The sequence below is a fragment of the Ruegeria sp. P8 genome, from assembly GCF_056534665.1.
Genome location: NZ_JBQERC010000020.1, coordinates 44581 through 60331, shown reverse-complemented (window position 1 = coordinate 60331; position 15751 = coordinate 44581). Strand labels below are relative to the sequence as shown.

The following is a 15751-nucleotide window of genomic DNA, read 5'->3' as shown; positions in this document are numbered from 1 at the left end:
CTGCGGTCAGCGTCGTCTTGCCGTGGTCAACATGCCCAATCGTGCCGATGTTGACGTGCGGCTTATTACGCTCAAACTTTTCCTTTGCCATGATGGCCTCCTTTTTCTGTAATGAAGGGAGCCCCGGAACGGCGCTCCCTCAAATCGTCGCTTATGCGTATTTCGCCTGGATCTCGTCCGAGATGTTCTGCGGAACCGGATCGTAGTGGTCGAACTGCATGGTGAACTGGGCGCGGCCCGACGACATCGAACGCAGGGTGTTGATGTAGCCGAACATGTTCGCCAGCGGAACAAACGCATCGATCGCGATCGCGTTGCCGCGCGGTTCCTGACCAGACACCTGGCCCCGACGCGAGGTCAGGTCGCCGATGATACCGCCGGTGTATTCTTCCGGGGTGATCACTTCGACCTTCATGATCGGTTCCAGCAGCTTCGCGCCAGCTTTGCGCATGCCTTCACGCATACACATACGGGCCGCGATTTCGAACGCCAGAACGCTCGAGTCAACGTCGTGGAACTTACCGTCCAGCAGGGCAACCTTGAAGTCGATCACGGGGAAGCCAGCCAGAGGGCCGCTGTCCATGACCGAGTTGATGCCTTTTTCAACACCGGGGATGTATTCCTTCGGAACGGCACCACCAACGATGCGGCTTTCGAACGAGTAACCTTCGCCTGCCTCAGTGGGCTGGATCTCCAGCTTGACTTCGGCGAACTGACCCGAACCACCCGACTGTTTCTTGTGGGTATAGGTGTGTTCGACCGGCATCGAGATGGTTTCACGATAAGCCACCTGAGGCGCACCGATGTTGGCTTCGACCTTGAACTCGCGCTTGAGACGGTCCACCAGGATGTCCAGGTGAAGTTCGCCCATGCCCTTCATGATGGTCTGACCCGATTCCAGGTCGGTTTCCACGCGGAAGGACGGGTCTTCGGCGGCCAGACGGGCCAGACCCTGAGACATCTTTTCCTGGTCGCCCTTGGTTTTGGGCTCGACCGCGATCTCGATCACCGGATCGGGGAAGGTCATGGTTTCCAGAACCACCGGATCCTTCGCATCGCACAGAGTGTCACCGGTGGTGGTGTCTTTCAGACCCGCCAGCGCGATGATGTCGCCTGCAAACGCTTCTTCGATCTCTTCCCGGTTGTTGGAGTGCATCATCATCATACGACCGATGCGCTCTTTCTTGCCTTTGGTCGAGTTCAGGATCGAGTCGCCCTTGTTCATGGTGCCCGAGTAAACGCGGGTGAAGGTCAGCGAACCAACGAAGGGGTCGTTCATGATTTTGAACGCCAGACCCGAGAAGGCCATGTCGTCATCGGCACGACGTGCGATGTTACGAACTTCTTCCTCGTCGCCGGGTTTGAAGCCCATGTAATCAACAACGTCCAGCGGGCTGGGCAGATAGTCGATCACAGCGTTGAGCAGCGGCTGAACGCCTTTGTTCTTGAACGCCGAGCCTCCCAGAACGGGTACGAAATGCAGCGCCAGCGTGCCTTTGCGCAGCAGTTTGCGCAGGGTCGGAACGTCGGGCTCTTCGCCTTCCAGATAGGCCATCATCGCGTCGTCGTCTTCTTCGACGGCCGCTTCGATCATCTTGCCGCGCCATTCGTCAGCCATGTCTTTCAGGCTGTCGCGGATCGGAGCTTTGACCCAGCTTGCACCAAGGTCTTCGCCCTGCCACAGCCACTCTTCCATGGTGACCAGATCAACCAGGCCTTCCAGCTCGGTTTCGGCACCGATCGGAATACCAACCGGAACAGCGCGTGCGCCGGTACGGTCTTCGATCATGCGAACGCAGTTGAAGAAGTCTGCGCCGATCTTGTCCATCTTGTTGACGAAAACCATACGCGGAACCTTGTAGCGGTCAGCCTGACGCCACACAGTTTCGGTCTGGGGTTCAACACCGGCGTTTGCGTCGAGAACGCAGACGGCACCGTCGAGAACCGCCAGCGAGCGTTCGACTTCGATGGTGAAGTCAACGTGGCCGGGGGTGTCGATGATGTTCAGGCGGTGCTTGGGGGTATCGGCGGTCTGACCGTCTTCGGTGCGTTCCCAGAAGGTGGTGGTCGCAGCCGAAGTGATGGTGATGCCGCGTTCCTGCTCCTGCTCCATCCAGTCCATGGTGGCTGCACCATCGTGCACCTCACCGATGTTGTGGGATTTACCAGTGTAATACAGGATACGCTCCGAGCAGGTGGTCTTACCTGCGTCGATGTGCGCCATGATACCGAAGTTACGGTATAGTTCGAGCGGATATTCGCGTGCCATTTGGATAAGCCTCTGGGATTACCAACGGTAATGGCTGAAGGCTTTGTTCGCCTCGGCCATCTTGTGGGTGTCTTCGCGCTTCTTCACGGCGGTACCGCGGGACTGTACAGCGTCCAGCAGTTCACCGGCGAGGCGTTCTTCCATGGTGTTTTCATTGCGGCCGCGCGCAGCGGTGATCAGCCAGCGGATGGCCAGTGCTTCGCGGCGCTCGGGGCGGACTTCGACCGGAACCTGATAGGTTGCACCACCAACCCGGCGCGAGCGAACCTCAACCGACGGTTTGATGTTGTCGAGTGCTTCGTGGAACACTTCGACGGGCGCGCGCTTGATCTTGTTCTCAACGCGGTCGAAGGCGTTGTAGACGATGCGCTCGGCGACCGACTTCTTGCCGTCGATCATCAGGTTGTTCATGAATTTGGTCAGAACCTTATCGCCAAACTTGGCGTCAGGCAGGACTTCGCGTTTTTCGGCGGCGTGACGACGTGACATATCAGCCTCTCCTTCTTACTTGGGACGCTTCGCGCCGTATTTCGAACGGCGTTGCTTACGGTCTTTGACGCCCTGAGTATCCAGAACACCGCGCAGGATGTGGTAACGCACACCGGGAAGGTCTTTCACACGGCCGCCACGGATCAGAACAACCGAGTGTTCCTGAAGGTTGTGGCTTTCACCGGGGATGTACGAGATGACCTCGAACCCGTTGGTCAGGCGCACCTTGGCAACCTTACGCATAGCCGAGTTCGGTTTCTTCGGTGTGGTGGTGTAAACACGTGTGCAGACGCCGCGTTTCTGCGGGCACTGCTCCAGGTGCATGGACTTCGAGCGTTTTACTTTGGGCTGCCGCGGTTTGCGGATCAGCTGTTGAATAGTTGGCATTCCGGTTTCTTCCCCGTTTTGCAACACATGACATGCACGCAGCTGGCGTGCGGCTAACTTCGCTGCGCTTATGCGTCCACAAGCGCAAAACCCACGAGCGTTCCCATTCCGAGGTGAACGTCGCGGTTGTTTCTCAGAGGGCGCGAACTGCAAAATTGTCCGGGCCTTGACCAGCTCATTACTGGAATCGGCTATGGGGCGGCCCCCGGCACCGAGATGACGCGCGTAATAGGGGGAGTCGGCCCGAGTGTCAACAGCACGATACCGGTTGCCCGGCAATAGGCTGATCCGGGCCGTGCCGATGTGGGTGCGCGGGCTCAACCGGGTTCATAAAACCGCCCTGCACCAGAAGCGCCAATACCGAACCAAGCCCGCAACCGGAGGCCGGATCTCGCCCTCGGATAACCAGTGTTCAGAGCTTTGTCACGCAGGTTCACGCCGCTTCCCGACGCGCGCGTTCCCGGAACAGCGTGAACAGTCCGGCGGCCACGATCAGAGTTGCACCCAGCATGGTCAAACCGTCAGGCCATTCATCGAATACGGCCCAACCCAACCCCAGGGCCCAGATCAGGCTGGAATAGCGAAACGGCGCGATGAACCCGACATCGCCCTGACGCATGACCATGACGCTGAACAGATAGCCCATCAGGACGAACACGGCCGCCGCCGCAACCAGAGAACCCGCAGCGCCGGAAACCGGAACCCATCCTTCAAACACCGAAGCAATCGCTGCGGCCACGGTGATGGAAAGAGACGTCGCCAACGTCACCACCATTGACGGAACCTGGGGCGACATGCGTCGCGTCACCAGATCGCGAACCGTGATCGAAGCCACTGCTATCAGCGCGTAGATGGAATACAGGCTGAAGCCGTCAGGACCGGGTCTGACGATCAAAACCATGCCACCAAAACCAATGGCAATCGCCAATATGCGCCGCCAGCCGACCTGTTCGGAGAAGACCAGCGCCGCGCCCAGCGTCACGGTCAGGGGCAGCGCCTGCAGAATGGCCGTCACATTGGCAAGCGGCATGTTCTTGAGCGCTGTCAGGAAAAAGAAGGTGGCCGACAGTTCGGCCAGACTGCGCAGCGCAACCAGCCACCGGTCGTGGTTTGAGAAATTGAGGTGCAGCGCGCCCAGATAGCGGGCAAGACCGTAGACAAGGAAAACGGCCAGAACGCCCCGCATGGCCACCAGTTGGAACAATGGCAGATCCCGAAGCGCGACCTTGACCAAAGTGTCGTTCAGGGTGAAGGCCGCCATGCTGCCCATCATCAGCAAGGCACCTTTGGTGTTTGGGTTCATGTCAGATTTGGCCCTGCGCAGAGTGATCGGGCCATTGGCCCAACCGGACAGCCGCCTGTCAACGCATCAAATCAGATCAGCGCAAGAATTACGCTCCGACGCGTTGGGAGCGGGCCGAAAACGCCTTCTGAGCCCCCATCATAGACCAGAGACCCGACCGCCTCCGATACCTTCCACAGCCACCCCGGCGCTGAGCGTGTGCGTTGCGATCAACCCGCCGGACATGTCCAGAACGCCAAGCTGGTTGCCGTTCTGAAGCGCAACATAAAGCTCGCGGCGTTTGGAATTGATGCCAAGGCCAAAGCGTTCGATCTGCACCGCTGCGCCGACCGATGGATTGGTCGCCCGGATTGTCCTAAGCACCGTGCCGTTCAAATCCACCTCGGCGATCAGGCGATTTCGGATGAACAGCACATAAAGCGTGCCGGTCGTTTCGTCAAAGGCCAGCCCGCCAATCGGCCCCTGTGGCTGGCTAAGGGTTATGTTGCGCACGAATTGCCCGTCGCGGGTCAGTTCCGCGATCATCACCCCGTTCGGATGGTCGAGGAACAGATGGCCGTCGCTACCCCGAATGGCCAACCCGCATTCCTTGATGGGAAACTCGTCAGGTGTGATGCCACCGCATCCGGCCGGAACCCGCTGTGCCGCAAAGGTACGCAGGACACGGCCATTTCGGTCCAACTCCTGTAGTTGGGTGCCGGGAAGATTGCGCAGGAAGATTCGCCGTCGCGGCTCATCATATGCCAGCCCGACGATCGAGCCGGATATCGGGATCAGGCGCGTCGTGCCGTTCGGGATCACGATCTCACGCGATGGCTGGCCCGGCGGCATCCCCACATAGGCATAATCCGTGCAGGCGGCCATCAGGCCCAGACCGAAAACCGAAAATACGCGCGACAGCTTTGTGACATTTCTCATCATCCACCCCCGTCACCTGTGTGAATTCAAGGCGGATGGTAGCACAGTTTAGGCTAAATCAGAAAAACCCTGCTGTTATTGAAGGTCTCATACGGCGAGCGCGATATGCCAGTGGTCTGGAACCGCCCTAAGCGTGGTGCGCGTTTCAACCCTGCAAAAACGAAAGGCCCCGCGAAATCGCGGGGCCTTCCTTAACTTGTCAATAGGGCGATTACTCGCGGCTTTCGGGTGTTTCCACCAGAACGTCCAGCTCATCCCCGACCAGATCATCATCCATGATCGGTGCAGCCAGGGCAGCGGCCGCTTCGGCCTCTTCCCGGCGGGCTTCGATCACCACATTGTCGCGCGACTGCGCGATGTGGCGGACGGCCTGTGTGGCCCCACCGGTACCGGCGGGGATCAGGCGACCAACGATGACGTTCTCTTTCAGGCCGACTAGCTTGTCCTTTTTGCCCTGCACGGACGCTTCGGTCAGTACGCGGGTGGTTTCCTGGAACGACGCCGCCGAGATGAACGATCGCGTCTGCAACGAAGCTTTGGTGATCCCCAAGAGGATCGGCTCGCCCTGTGCCGGACGACCACCGCGGGCGATGGTCTTTTCGTTGGCTGCGTCGAACTCCTGCTTGTCGACATGTTCGCCTTTCAGCAGGGTGGTGTCACCTGAATCCAGGATCTCCCACTTCTGCAGCATCTGGCGCACGATGACTTCGATGTGCTTGTCGTTGATCTTCACGCCTTGCAGACGATACACGTCCTGCACTTCGTCGATCATGTAGTTTGCCAGCGCCTCGACACCCATGATGGACAGGATGTCATGCGGGGCCGGGTTACCGTCCATGATGTAGTCGCCCTTCTGTACGAAGTCGCCTTCGACAACAGGGATGTGCTTGCCCTTGGGTACCATGTACTCGATGGGTTCCAGCGACTCGTCAGCCGGTTCGATGCTGATGCGGCGCTTGTTCTTGTAGTCGCGGCCAAAGCGCACGTAACCATCAGCTTCTGCGATGATTGCGTGATCTTTCGGACGGCGGGCTTCGAACAGTTCGGCCACACGCGGCAGACCACCAGTGATGTCCTTGGTCTTGGCACCTTCACGCGGAATACGCGCAACAACGTCACCGGCTTGGATCTTCTGGCCATCTTCGACCGACAGGATCGCATCCACCGACATCGGATAGTGAACCGGGTTGCCCGCATCGTTGCGGACCGGTTCGCCATCGTCACCGACCAGAATGATCTCGGGCTTGAGGTCGCTGCCACGGGGGGCGGCGCGCCAGTCGATCACGATCTTCTGGGTCATGCCGGTTGCTTCGTCGGTCTCGTCACGGACGGCAAGGCCCGAAACCAGATCGACGTATTTGGTGGTACCGGCTTTCTCGGCGATGATCGGCAAGGTGTAGGGATCCCATTCGAACAGCTTGTCGCCGCGGGCCACCTTGGTGCCTTCCTTGACGAACAGCTTGGAGCCATAGCCCAGCTTGTGGCTGGCGCGCTCTTCGCCGTGATCGTCCTTGATCACCAGCTTCATGTTCCGGCCCATGACAAGGCTTTCGCCTGCGGCATTGACCAGGATCTGCGGGTTCTCGAAGGATACGACACCAGCCTGGCTGGCTTCCTGGAACGACTGCTGACCACCTTGCGCAACACCACCGATGTGGAAGGTCCGCATCGTCAGCTGTGTACCGGGTTCACCGATGGACTGGGCGGCGATGATGCCGACAGCCTCACCCGTGTTCACCATGGTACCGCGAGCAAGGTCACGACCGTAGCAGGTGGCACAGACGCCTTCCTCGGACTCGCAGGTCAGAGGTGAGCGGATCCGGGTCGACTGAACGCCCGCTTCGTCGATGGTGTCTGCCATACGTTCGTCGATCAGCTGACCAGCCGCAACAAGCACCTCATCCGTACCCGGACGCAGGATATCGTCAGCCGCCACACGACCCAGGATACGCTCGGCCAGCGAGGCGACAACCTCACCGTCGTTGACTGCGGCTTCGGCCGTGATTGCGCGCTCGGTGCCGCAGTCGATCTCACGAACGATGCAGTCCTGCGCCACGTCCACCAGACGACGGGTCAGGTAACCCGAGTTCGCCGTCTTCAGAGCGGTATCCGACAGACCCTTACGGGCACCGTGGGTCGAGTTGAAGTATTCAAGAACGGTCAGACCTTCCTTGAAGTTCGAGATGATCGGCGTCTCGATGATGTCACCGTTCGGCTTGGCCATCAGGCCGCGCATACCGCCCAGCTGTTTCATCTGAGTGACCGAGCCCCGCGCACCGGAGTGGGCCATCATGTAGACCGAGTTCGGTTCCATGTCAGACCCGTCTTTGGCCTTGGCGACGTTCGAGATGGTGCTCATCATCGCCTCGGTCACACGGTCGTTACACTTCGACCAGGCATCGACAACCTTGTTGTACTTTTCGCCCTGAGTGATCAGGCCGTCCATGTACTGCTGTTCGAAGTCTTTCACCTGATCGCGGGTGTCATCAACGATGCCCCACTTGTCGTCTGGAATGACCATGTCGTCCTTGCCGAACGAGATGCCCGCCCTGAACGCTTCTTTGAAGCCCATCGACATGATCTGGTCACAGAAGATAACCGACTCTTTCTGACCGCAGTAGCGGTAGACGGTGTCGATCACCTGCTGCACTTCTTTCTTCCGCAACAGGCGGTTGACCAGATCGAACGGTGCCTTGTTGTTCATCGGCAGCAGGGCACCCAGACGCAGACGGCCCGGAGTGGTTTCATAGCGCTTCTGAACTTCGTTGCCTTCTTCGTCGATCTGCGTGATCCGCGCGGTGATTTTGGTGTGCAAATGCACCTCACCCGCATCCAGCGCGTGCTGAACTTCGTCGATCGAACCAAAGACCTTGCCTTCGCCCGGCATGCCCGCACGTTCCAGCGACACATAGTACAGACCCAGGATCATGTCCTGCGACGGAACGATAATCGGCGCGCCGTTTGCAGGCGACAGAACGTTGTTCGTCGACATCATCAGAACGCGGGCTTCCAGCTGTGCCTCAAGGCTCAGCGGGACGTGAACGGCCATCTGGTCGCCGTCGAAGTCGGCGTTGAAGGCCGAACAGACCAGGGGGTGCAGCTGAATGGCTTTGCCTTCGATCAGAACCGGTTCGAACGCCTGAATGCCAAGACGGTGCAGCGTCGGCGCACGGTTCAGCATGACAGGGTGTTCACGGATCACCTCGTCGAGGATATCCCAAACTTCGGGACGCTCTTTCTCGACCAGTTTCTTCGCCTGTTTCACGGTCGAAGACAGACCTTTGGCTTCAAGGCGCGAGTAGATGAACGGCTTGAACAGCTCCAGCGCCATCTTCTTGGGCAGACCACACTGGTGCAGCTTAAGCTCCGGACCGGTCACGATGACCGAACGGCCCGAGAAGTCGACGCGTTTCCCCAGAAGGTTCTGACGGAAGCGGCCCTGCTTACCTTTCAGCATGTCTGACAGCGATTTCAGCGGACGCTTGTTGGCGCCGGTGATCACGCGGCCTCGACGGCCGTTGTCGAACAGAGCGTCCACGGATTCCTGCAGCATCCGCTTTTCGTTGCGGACGATGATGTCAGGCGCACGCAGTTCGATCAGGCGCTTCAGACGGTTGTTCCGGTTGATCACGCGGCGATACAGATCGTTCAGATCCGAGGTCGCGAAACGGCCACCATCCAGCGGAACCAGCGGGCGCAGTTCCGGCGGGATGACCGGGATCACGGTCATGACCATCCATTCGGGACGGTTGCCCGACTCGAGGAAGGATTCAACAACCTTCAGACGCTTGATGATCTTCTTGGGCTTCAACTCGCCTGTGGCTTCGGCCAGATCAGCGCGCAGCTGCTCGGCTTCGGCTTCCAGATCGATCTGGGCCAGCATCTCACGGATGGCTTCGGCACCGATATTGGCGGTGAACGCGTCCATGCCAAAGGCATCCTGCGCATCCATGTACTCTTCTTCGGTCAGCATCTGGCCGTAGGTCAGGTCAGTCAGACCGGGCTCGATGACGACATAGTTTTCAAAGTACAGAACGCGTTCCAGATCGCGCAGCGTCATGTCCAGCATCAGACCGATGCGGGACGGGAGCGATTTCAGGAACCAGATATGTGCAACGGGCGCGGCCAGTTCGATGTGGCCCATACGCTCGCGGCGGACTTTCTGCAGGGTGACTTCCACACCGCATTTCTCGCAGACAACGCCGCGATACTTCATCCGCTTATATTTGCCGCACAGGCATTCGTAGTCTTTGATCGGGCCAAAGATTCGCGCGCAGAACAGACCGTCACGCTCGGGCTTGAACGTCCGGTAGTTGATGGTTTCGGGTTTCTTGATCTCGCCATAGGACCAAGACAGAATCCGCTCGGGCGATGCCAGCGAGACCTTGATCTCGTCGAAAACCTTCGGGGGCGTCAGCGGGTTGAACGGGTTGTTGGTGATTTCCTGGTTCATTGGATTTCCTTTCCAAGCTCCGGGCATTCGTAGAATGTTCCACGGCGGTAATTGCGCCACTTGATTTCTTCGTCAGTGACGCGACCCACGCGCGGCTCGTCAAATGTGGGAACGTCTATACGTTTGAGGTTCTTGCGGATTGGAGGAGTTTCCACCGGCTCGCCCCAGTTCCAACCGAAGCCATTTTCGGTCGGGCACCACATGCCGTTTTGGCTTGTGGCATGAGACTCAGCTACAGCGTAATACTTGCCCGTTGAGGCATCATACGCTGCGTACCCGCCAATCACTTGGCAGGCACTCAAAGCAACCGGTGAGATAGCTATTGCTACCATAGCTCTCACTCATCGACCTCCGCATCCAGGAGTTCCATATTCAGGCCGAGGCCGCGGACTTCTTTCACCAGAACGTTGAACGATTCCGGTACGCCCGCTTCAAAGTTATCCTCGCCCTTGACGATCGACTCATAGACCTTGGTCCGGCCGGCGACGTCATCCGATTTCACGGTGAGCATCTCCTGCAGGGTGTAGGCGGCGCCGTAAGCTTCCAGAGCCCAGACTTCCATCTCACCAAAGCGCTGACCACCGAACTGCGCCTTACCACCCAGCGGCTGCTGGGTGACCAGGCTGTACGGCCCGGTCGAACGCGCGTGGATCTTGTCGTCCACCAGGTGGTGCAGTTTCAGCAGGTACTTGATGCCCACGGTCACCGGACGTGCAAATTGCTCACCCGTACGACCGTCGAACAGAACCGACTGACCGCTTTCCGAGAAGCCCGCACGCACCAGCGCGTCGTTGACGTCAGCCTCTTTGGCACCGTCAAAGACCGGGGTTGCGATCGGAACACCGCGGGTCACGTTGCCCGCTGCCTCAATCAGCGTTTCCTCGTCCATGCCAGTGATGCCTTCTTCGTAGACATCTTCGCCATAGGCCAGCTTCATCGCCTCGCGCACCGGGGTCAGGTCGCCGGAACGGCGGTATTCACCCAGTGCCTCATCGATGTTCAGACCCAGACCGCGCGCGGCCCAACCCATGTGGGTTTCAAGGATCTGACCGACGTTCATACGCGAAGGCACACCCAGCGGGTTCAGACAGAAGTCGACCGGGGTCCCATCGGCCAGGAACGGCATGTCTTCCATCGGAACAACCTTGGAGATCACACCTTTGTTCCCGTGACGACCGGCCATCTTGTCGCCCGGCTGCAACTTGCGCTTCACGGCGATGAAGACTTTGACCATCTTCATCACACCCGGCGGCAGGTCGTCGCCACGGCGGACTTTCTCGACCTTATCCTCGAAACGGGCATCCAGAGCGCGCTTTTGCACTTCGTACTGCTCGTTCAGGGCCTCGACGATCTGTGCGTCCTGCTCGTCTTCCAGCGCCAGCTGCCACCATTGACCACGGGTCAGGGTGTCCAGCAGATCCTCGGTGATCACCGACCCTGCCTTGACGCCTTTCGGGCCTTTGACAGCGGTTTTGCCCAGGATCAGACCTTGCAGACGCGCATAGATGTTGCGGTCAAGGATCGCCAGCTCGTCGTCCCGGTCACGGGCCAGACGTTCGACTTCCTCACGCTCGATCTGCAGCGCACGCTCGTCTTTCTCGACGCCGTGACGGTTGAAGACGCGAACCTCGACGACCGTACCGTAGTCGCCCGGCTTCACGCGCAGCGAGGTGTCGCGCACGTCAGATGCTTTTTCACCAAAGATGGCGCGCAGCAGCTTTTCTTCCGGGGTCATCGGGCTTTCGCCCTTCGGAGTGATCTTGCCGACCAGAATATCGCCCGGCTCAACATCCGCGCCGATGTAAACGATGCCCGCCTCGTCGAGGTTGCGCAGCGCTTCTTCACCGACGTTGGGGATGTCGCGGGTGATCTCTTCCGGGCCCAGCTTGGTGTCACGGGCGGCGACTTCGAATTCCTCGATATGGACCGAGGTAAAGACGTCATCACGCGCGATACGTTCCGAGATCAGGATCGAGTCTTCGTAGTTGTAACCGTTCCACGGCATGAACGCGACGACCACGTTCTTACCAAGGGCCAGTTCACCCATATCGGTCGACGGACCGTCGGCAATGACCTCGCCCTTCTGGACGGTGTCACCCACCTTGATCAGCGGACGCTGGTTGATGCAGGTGTTCTGGTTCGAACGCTGGAACTTGCGCAGACGATAGATATCAACGCCAGCGTCACCCAGTTCCAGATCCTCGGTGGCACGGATAACGATACGCTGGGCATCGACCTGGTCGATGATGCCGGCGCGTTTCGCCTGAATCGCAGCACCCGAGTCGATCGCGACCTTCTCCTCGATCCCGGTACCGACCAGCGGTGCCTCGGCCCGCAGCAGCGGAACCGCCTGACGTTGCATGTTCGAGCCCATCAGAGCGCGGTTGGCGTCGTCATTTTCAAGGAACGGGATCAGCGATGCAGCAACCGAAACCAGCTGTTTCGGCGACACGTCGATCAGGTCCACATTCTCGCGCGGGGCAAGGGTGTAGTCGCCTGCCTGACGGGTCGAAACCAGATCGTTGATGAACTTGCCGTTCTTGTCCAGCGTCGCGTTCGCCTGCGCCACGGTGTGACGCATTTCCTCGGTCGCGGACATGTAGTGAACCTCATCGGTCACCTCGGCGTCCTTGACGACGCGGTAAGGTGTTTCGATGAAGCCATACTTGTTCACGCGGGCGAAAGTGGCCAGCGAGTTGATCAGACCGATGTTCGGGCCTTCCGGCGTTTCAATCGGGCACATCCGGCCATAGTGGGTCGGGTGCACGTCGCGTACCTCAAAGCCCGCACGTTCACGCGTCAGACCACCGGGGCCAAGCGCCGAGAGACGGCGTTTGTGGGTGACTTCCGACAGCGGGTTGGTCTGGTCCATGAACTGCGACAGCTGCGACGAGCCGAAGAATTCGCGCACAGCAGCAGCAGCGGGTTTCGCGTTGATCAGGTCCTGCGGCATGACGGTGTCGATCTCGACCGACGACATACGCTCTTTGATCGCGCGCTCCATACGCAGCAGACCGACGCGGTACTGGTTTTCCATCAGTTCGCCGACCGAACGCACACGACGGTTGCCGAGGTGGTCGATATCGTCCACGTCGCCTTTGCCGTCGCGCAGTTCGACCAGAGCCTTGACGCAGGCCACGATGTCTTCGCGACGCAGGGTACGCAGGGTATCCGGCGCGTCCAGAGCCAGGCGCATGTTCATCTTCACGCGGCCAACGGCCGACAGGTCATACCGCTCGCTGTCGAAGAACAGGGTGTCGAACAGGGCCGACGCCGCTTCGACGGTGGGCGGTTCACCCGGACGCATGACGCGGTAGATATCCATGAGCGCGCTTTCGCGGTTCATGTTCTTGTCCTGCGCCATGGTGTTGCGCATGTAGGGACCGACATTGACGTTATCGATGTCGAGAACCGGAATATCGGTGATGCCCGCGTCGATCAGTTCCTTTGCGGTACCGCCGATCAGGTCGCCATCCTTGTCATATTCCAGCGTCAGTTCGTCACCGGCTTCGACATAGATCGCGCCGTTTTCTTCGTTGATGATGTCCTTGGCGACAAACTTGCCAACGATGTGATCGAACGGAACCAGCAGTTCGGTGACGGTGCCCTCGTCGATCAGCTTTTTGACCGCGCGCGGGGTGACTTTCTTGCCTGCCTCGGCAATCACCTCACCTGATTTCGCGTCGATCAGATCATAGGTTGGACGAGTGCCGCGAACACGCTCGGGGAAGAACGGTGTGACCCAGCCCTTCTTCTTGTCCAGCTTGTAGGACACGGTTTTGTAATACGCGTCCATGATCGCTTCCTGATCCAGACCCAGCGCATAAAGCAGGGTTGTCACAGGCAGTTTGCGGCGGCGGTCGATACGGGCGAACACGATATCCTTGGCATCAAACTCGAAGTCCAGCCAGCTGCCGCGATACGGGATGATGCGGCAGGCAAACAGCAGCTTGCCCGAGGAATGGGTTTTACCCTTGTCGTGGTCAAAGAACACACCGGGCGAGCGGTGCATCTGGGAGACGATCACACGCTCGGTGCCGTTGACGACAAAGGTGCCGTTCGGGGTCATCAGGGGCATGTCGCCCATGAAGACATCCTGTTCCTTGATGTCTTTTACCGATTTCGCGCCGGTGTCCTCATCAACATCGAACACGATCAGGCGCAGGGTAACCTTCAGCGGTGCGCTGTAGGTCATGTCGCGCTGCATGCACTCTTCGACGTCGTATTTGGGTTTCTCCAGATCGTATTTCACGAACTCCAAAACAGAGGTTTCGTTGAAATCCTTGATCGGGAAAACCGATTGGAACACGCCTTTGATGCCTTCGCCGTCTGTGGGCTGTTCTGCATCGCCGGAGCGCAGGAAAAGATCATAAGAAGATTTCTGTACCTCAATGAGGTTCGGCATCTCCAGTACTTCGCGGATTTTGCCGTAATATTTACGAAGACGTTTCTGGCCAAGGAACGTTTGAGCCATGTCAGATGTCACCTTTCGATGTTCTCAGCGGGCAAAGACACCGTCGGGCCCCGGCATCTTGCACAATCGAGACAACACGTCCGGATCAATTCGTGGCCACCGTCCCGAAGGCGGCCTCCCGATCCGAAAACCGTGTCTTAGAAAACGCCCCATTCCGTGAGGCCCTTTCTAAGACAGGTTCGGCTGGACCCGGATTTCTCCGGATCCAGCCAAAATTTTCGGCGCATCAGCGATGCGCCTGAGACCAGGCTTAGGCCAGCTCGACTTCGGCGCCAGCTGCTTCCAGCTTGGCTTTGACGTCTTCGGCTTCGTCTTTCGACACGCCTTCTTTGATCTTGCCGCCGGCTTCGACCAGTTCCTTGGCTTCTTTCAGGCCCAGACCGGTGATGCCGCGAACTTCTTTGATCACGTTGATTTTCGAAGCGCCGGCGTTCTTCAGAACGACGTCGAATTCGGTTTTTTCTTCCTCAGCTGCGCCACCGGCGTCGCCACCAGCTGCTGCGACCATTACGGCGCCGCCAGCTGCGGGCTCGATGCCGTATTCGTCTTTGAGGATGGTTTTCAGTTCTTGTGCTTCCAGCAGGGTCAGACCCACGATGCTTTCTGCGAGTGCTTTCAGATCAGCCATTTTATCAGCTCTTTCCGTTTACAATGTGTGTTCCAACGTCAGGGTAGGTACCCTACGCAGATCATTCAGTGCCAACCGCTTACGCAGCTTCCGCCTTCTCTTCGATGGTGGAAAGGATGCTTGCGATATTGCTTGCAGGTGCGCCAATCGCGCCGGCGATGTTCGAAGCAGGTGCGCCAATGCAGCCCACGATCGAAGCAATAAGCTCCTCGCGAGACGGCATTTTCGAAACGGCTTCAACGCCTTTGCGGTCCAGAGCGTTCTCGCCCATTGCACCGCCGAGGATTTCAAATTTCTTGTTATCCTTGGCGAAGTCCTCGGCCACCTTGGCTGCTGCCACGGGGTCCTCGGAATAGGTCAGAACGGTCATCCCTGTCAGCAGGTCGGCCATGCTTGCACACGGCTTACCCTCGAGGGCGATTTTGGCGAGCCTGTTCTTGGCAACACGCACGGAGCCACCCGCGTCACGTGCACGTGCGCGAAGGTCCTGCATCTCGGCAACTGTCAGACCGGCGTAGTGGGCAACCACTACGACGCCAGAGCTTTCGAAGATTTGGCCGAGTTCCTCGACCACTTTCTCTTTCTGGGCTCTATCCACAGTTCTCTCCAAGTTAGGGGTGAGTTCTCACCCCGGCTCATATTTGCCGCGGCTTGCGCCCCGGCGTTCAGGTCCGTTGTTACGGGATTGGCCAAAACTCGCCCGAGGGTGGGACCCTCAGAATTCTTTGGTCTTACCCGTCTCAGGCAGGGAATTAAGGGGCCAGATGGCACCACCCACCGTCTTGGACGAAACAAAATAAAGCGCACGACGAATCGCACGCTTTATTCCG

At 58.8% G+C, this 15751-nt stretch carries 11 protein-coding genes; all 11 read right to left on the bottom strand.

Annotation, left to right across the window (positions count from 1 at the left end):
- A partial coding sequence (locus tag ACR0BZ_RS17685; protein ID WP_036223564.1) for a GTP-binding protein occupies nt 1-91 on the bottom strand: 91 nt, incomplete at its 3' end.
- A 60-nt stretch (nt 92-151) separates the two neighbouring features.
- Entirely contained in the window at nt 152-2269 is a 2118-nt protein-coding gene (gene fusA / locus ACR0BZ_RS17680; protein WP_480484702.1) for an elongation factor G, read from the bottom strand.
- 18 nt (nt 2270-2287) lie between these two features.
- Nucleotides 2288-2758 (bottom strand): 30S ribosomal protein S7, encoded by a 471-nt coding sequence (gene rpsG, locus ACR0BZ_RS17675; protein WP_039529242.1) that lies wholly within the window; start codon nt 2756-2758, stop codon nt 2288-2290.
- Nucleotides 2759-2773: 15 nt separating this feature from the next.
- Nucleotides 2774-3145, bottom strand: coding sequence for a 30S ribosomal protein S12 (gene rpsL, locus ACR0BZ_RS17670; protein WP_005621086.1), 372 nt, complete (start codon nt 3143-3145; stop codon nt 2774-2776).
- A 433-nt stretch (nt 3146-3578) separates the two neighbouring features.
- Nucleotides 3579-4448, bottom strand: coding sequence for a DMT family transporter (locus ACR0BZ_RS17665; protein ID WP_209598266.1), 870 nt, complete (start codon nt 4446-4448; stop codon nt 3579-3581).
- 138 nt (nt 4449-4586) lie between these two features.
- Nucleotides 4587-5366, bottom strand: a complete 780-nt coding sequence (locus tag ACR0BZ_RS17660; protein WP_480920890.1) for a hypothetical protein — start codon at nt 5364-5366, stop codon at nt 4587-4589.
- Between the two features lie 211 nt (nt 5367-5577).
- Entirely contained in the window at nt 5578-9819 is a 4242-nt protein-coding gene (gene rpoC, locus ACR0BZ_RS17655; RefSeq protein WP_480920889.1) for a DNA-directed RNA polymerase subunit beta', read from the bottom strand.
- Nucleotides 9816-10160 carry a hypothetical protein gene (locus ACR0BZ_RS17650; protein ID WP_480920888.1) on the bottom strand — a complete coding sequence of 115 codons (345 nt, stop codon included), beginning with the start codon at nt 10158-10160 and terminating at the stop codon, nt 9816-9818. The genes rpoC and ACR0BZ_RS17650 overlap by 4 nt, the downstream gene beginning before the upstream one ends.
- Entirely contained in the window at nt 10157-14293 is a 4137-nt protein-coding gene (gene rpoB / locus ACR0BZ_RS17645; protein WP_267365333.1) for a DNA-directed RNA polymerase subunit beta, read from the bottom strand. Before rpoB ends, ACR0BZ_RS17650 begins: the two co-directional genes overlap by 4 nt.
- A 250-nt stretch (nt 14294-14543) precedes the next feature.
- Entirely contained in the window at nt 14544-14921 is a 378-nt protein-coding gene (gene rplL / locus ACR0BZ_RS17640) for a 50S ribosomal protein L7/L12 (RefSeq protein ID WP_209507787.1), read from the bottom strand.
- A gap of 79 nt (nt 14922-15000) precedes the next feature.
- Nucleotides 15001-15519, bottom strand: coding sequence for a 50S ribosomal protein L10 (rplJ, locus tag ACR0BZ_RS17635; RefSeq protein WP_209507785.1), 519 nt, complete (start codon nt 15517-15519; stop codon nt 15001-15003).
- Between the last annotated feature and the right edge of the window lie 232 nt (nt 15520-15751).

Coding starts and splice junctions, on each gene's coding strand:
- fusA (WP_480484702.1), bottom strand. CDS start 2,269: ATGGCACGCGAATATCCGCTCGAACTATACCGTAACTTCGGTATCATG.
- rpsG (WP_039529242.1), bottom strand. CDS start 2,758: ATGTCACGTCGTCACGCCGCCGAAAAACGCGAAGTCCTGCCTGACGCC.
- rpsL (WP_005621086.1), bottom strand. CDS start 3,145: ATGCCAACTATTCAACAGCTGATCCGCAAACCGCGGCAGCCCAAAGTA.
- ACR0BZ_RS17665 (WP_209598266.1), bottom strand. CDS start 4,448: ATGAACCCAAACACCAAAGGTGCCTTGCTGATGATGGGCAGCATGGCG.
- ACR0BZ_RS17660 (WP_480920890.1), bottom strand. CDS start 5,366: ATGAGAAATGTCACAAAGCTGTCGCGCGTATTTTCGGTTTTCGGTCTG.
- rpoC (WP_480920889.1), bottom strand. CDS start 9,819: ATGAACCAGGAAATCACCAACAACCCGTTCAACCCGCTGACGCCCCCG.
- rpoB (WP_267365333.1), bottom strand. CDS start 14,293: ATGGCTCAAACGTTCCTTGGCCAGAAACGTCTTCGTAAATATTACGGC.
- rplL (WP_209507787.1), bottom strand. CDS start 14,921: ATGGCTGATCTGAAAGCACTCGCAGAAAGCATCGTGGGTCTGACCCTG.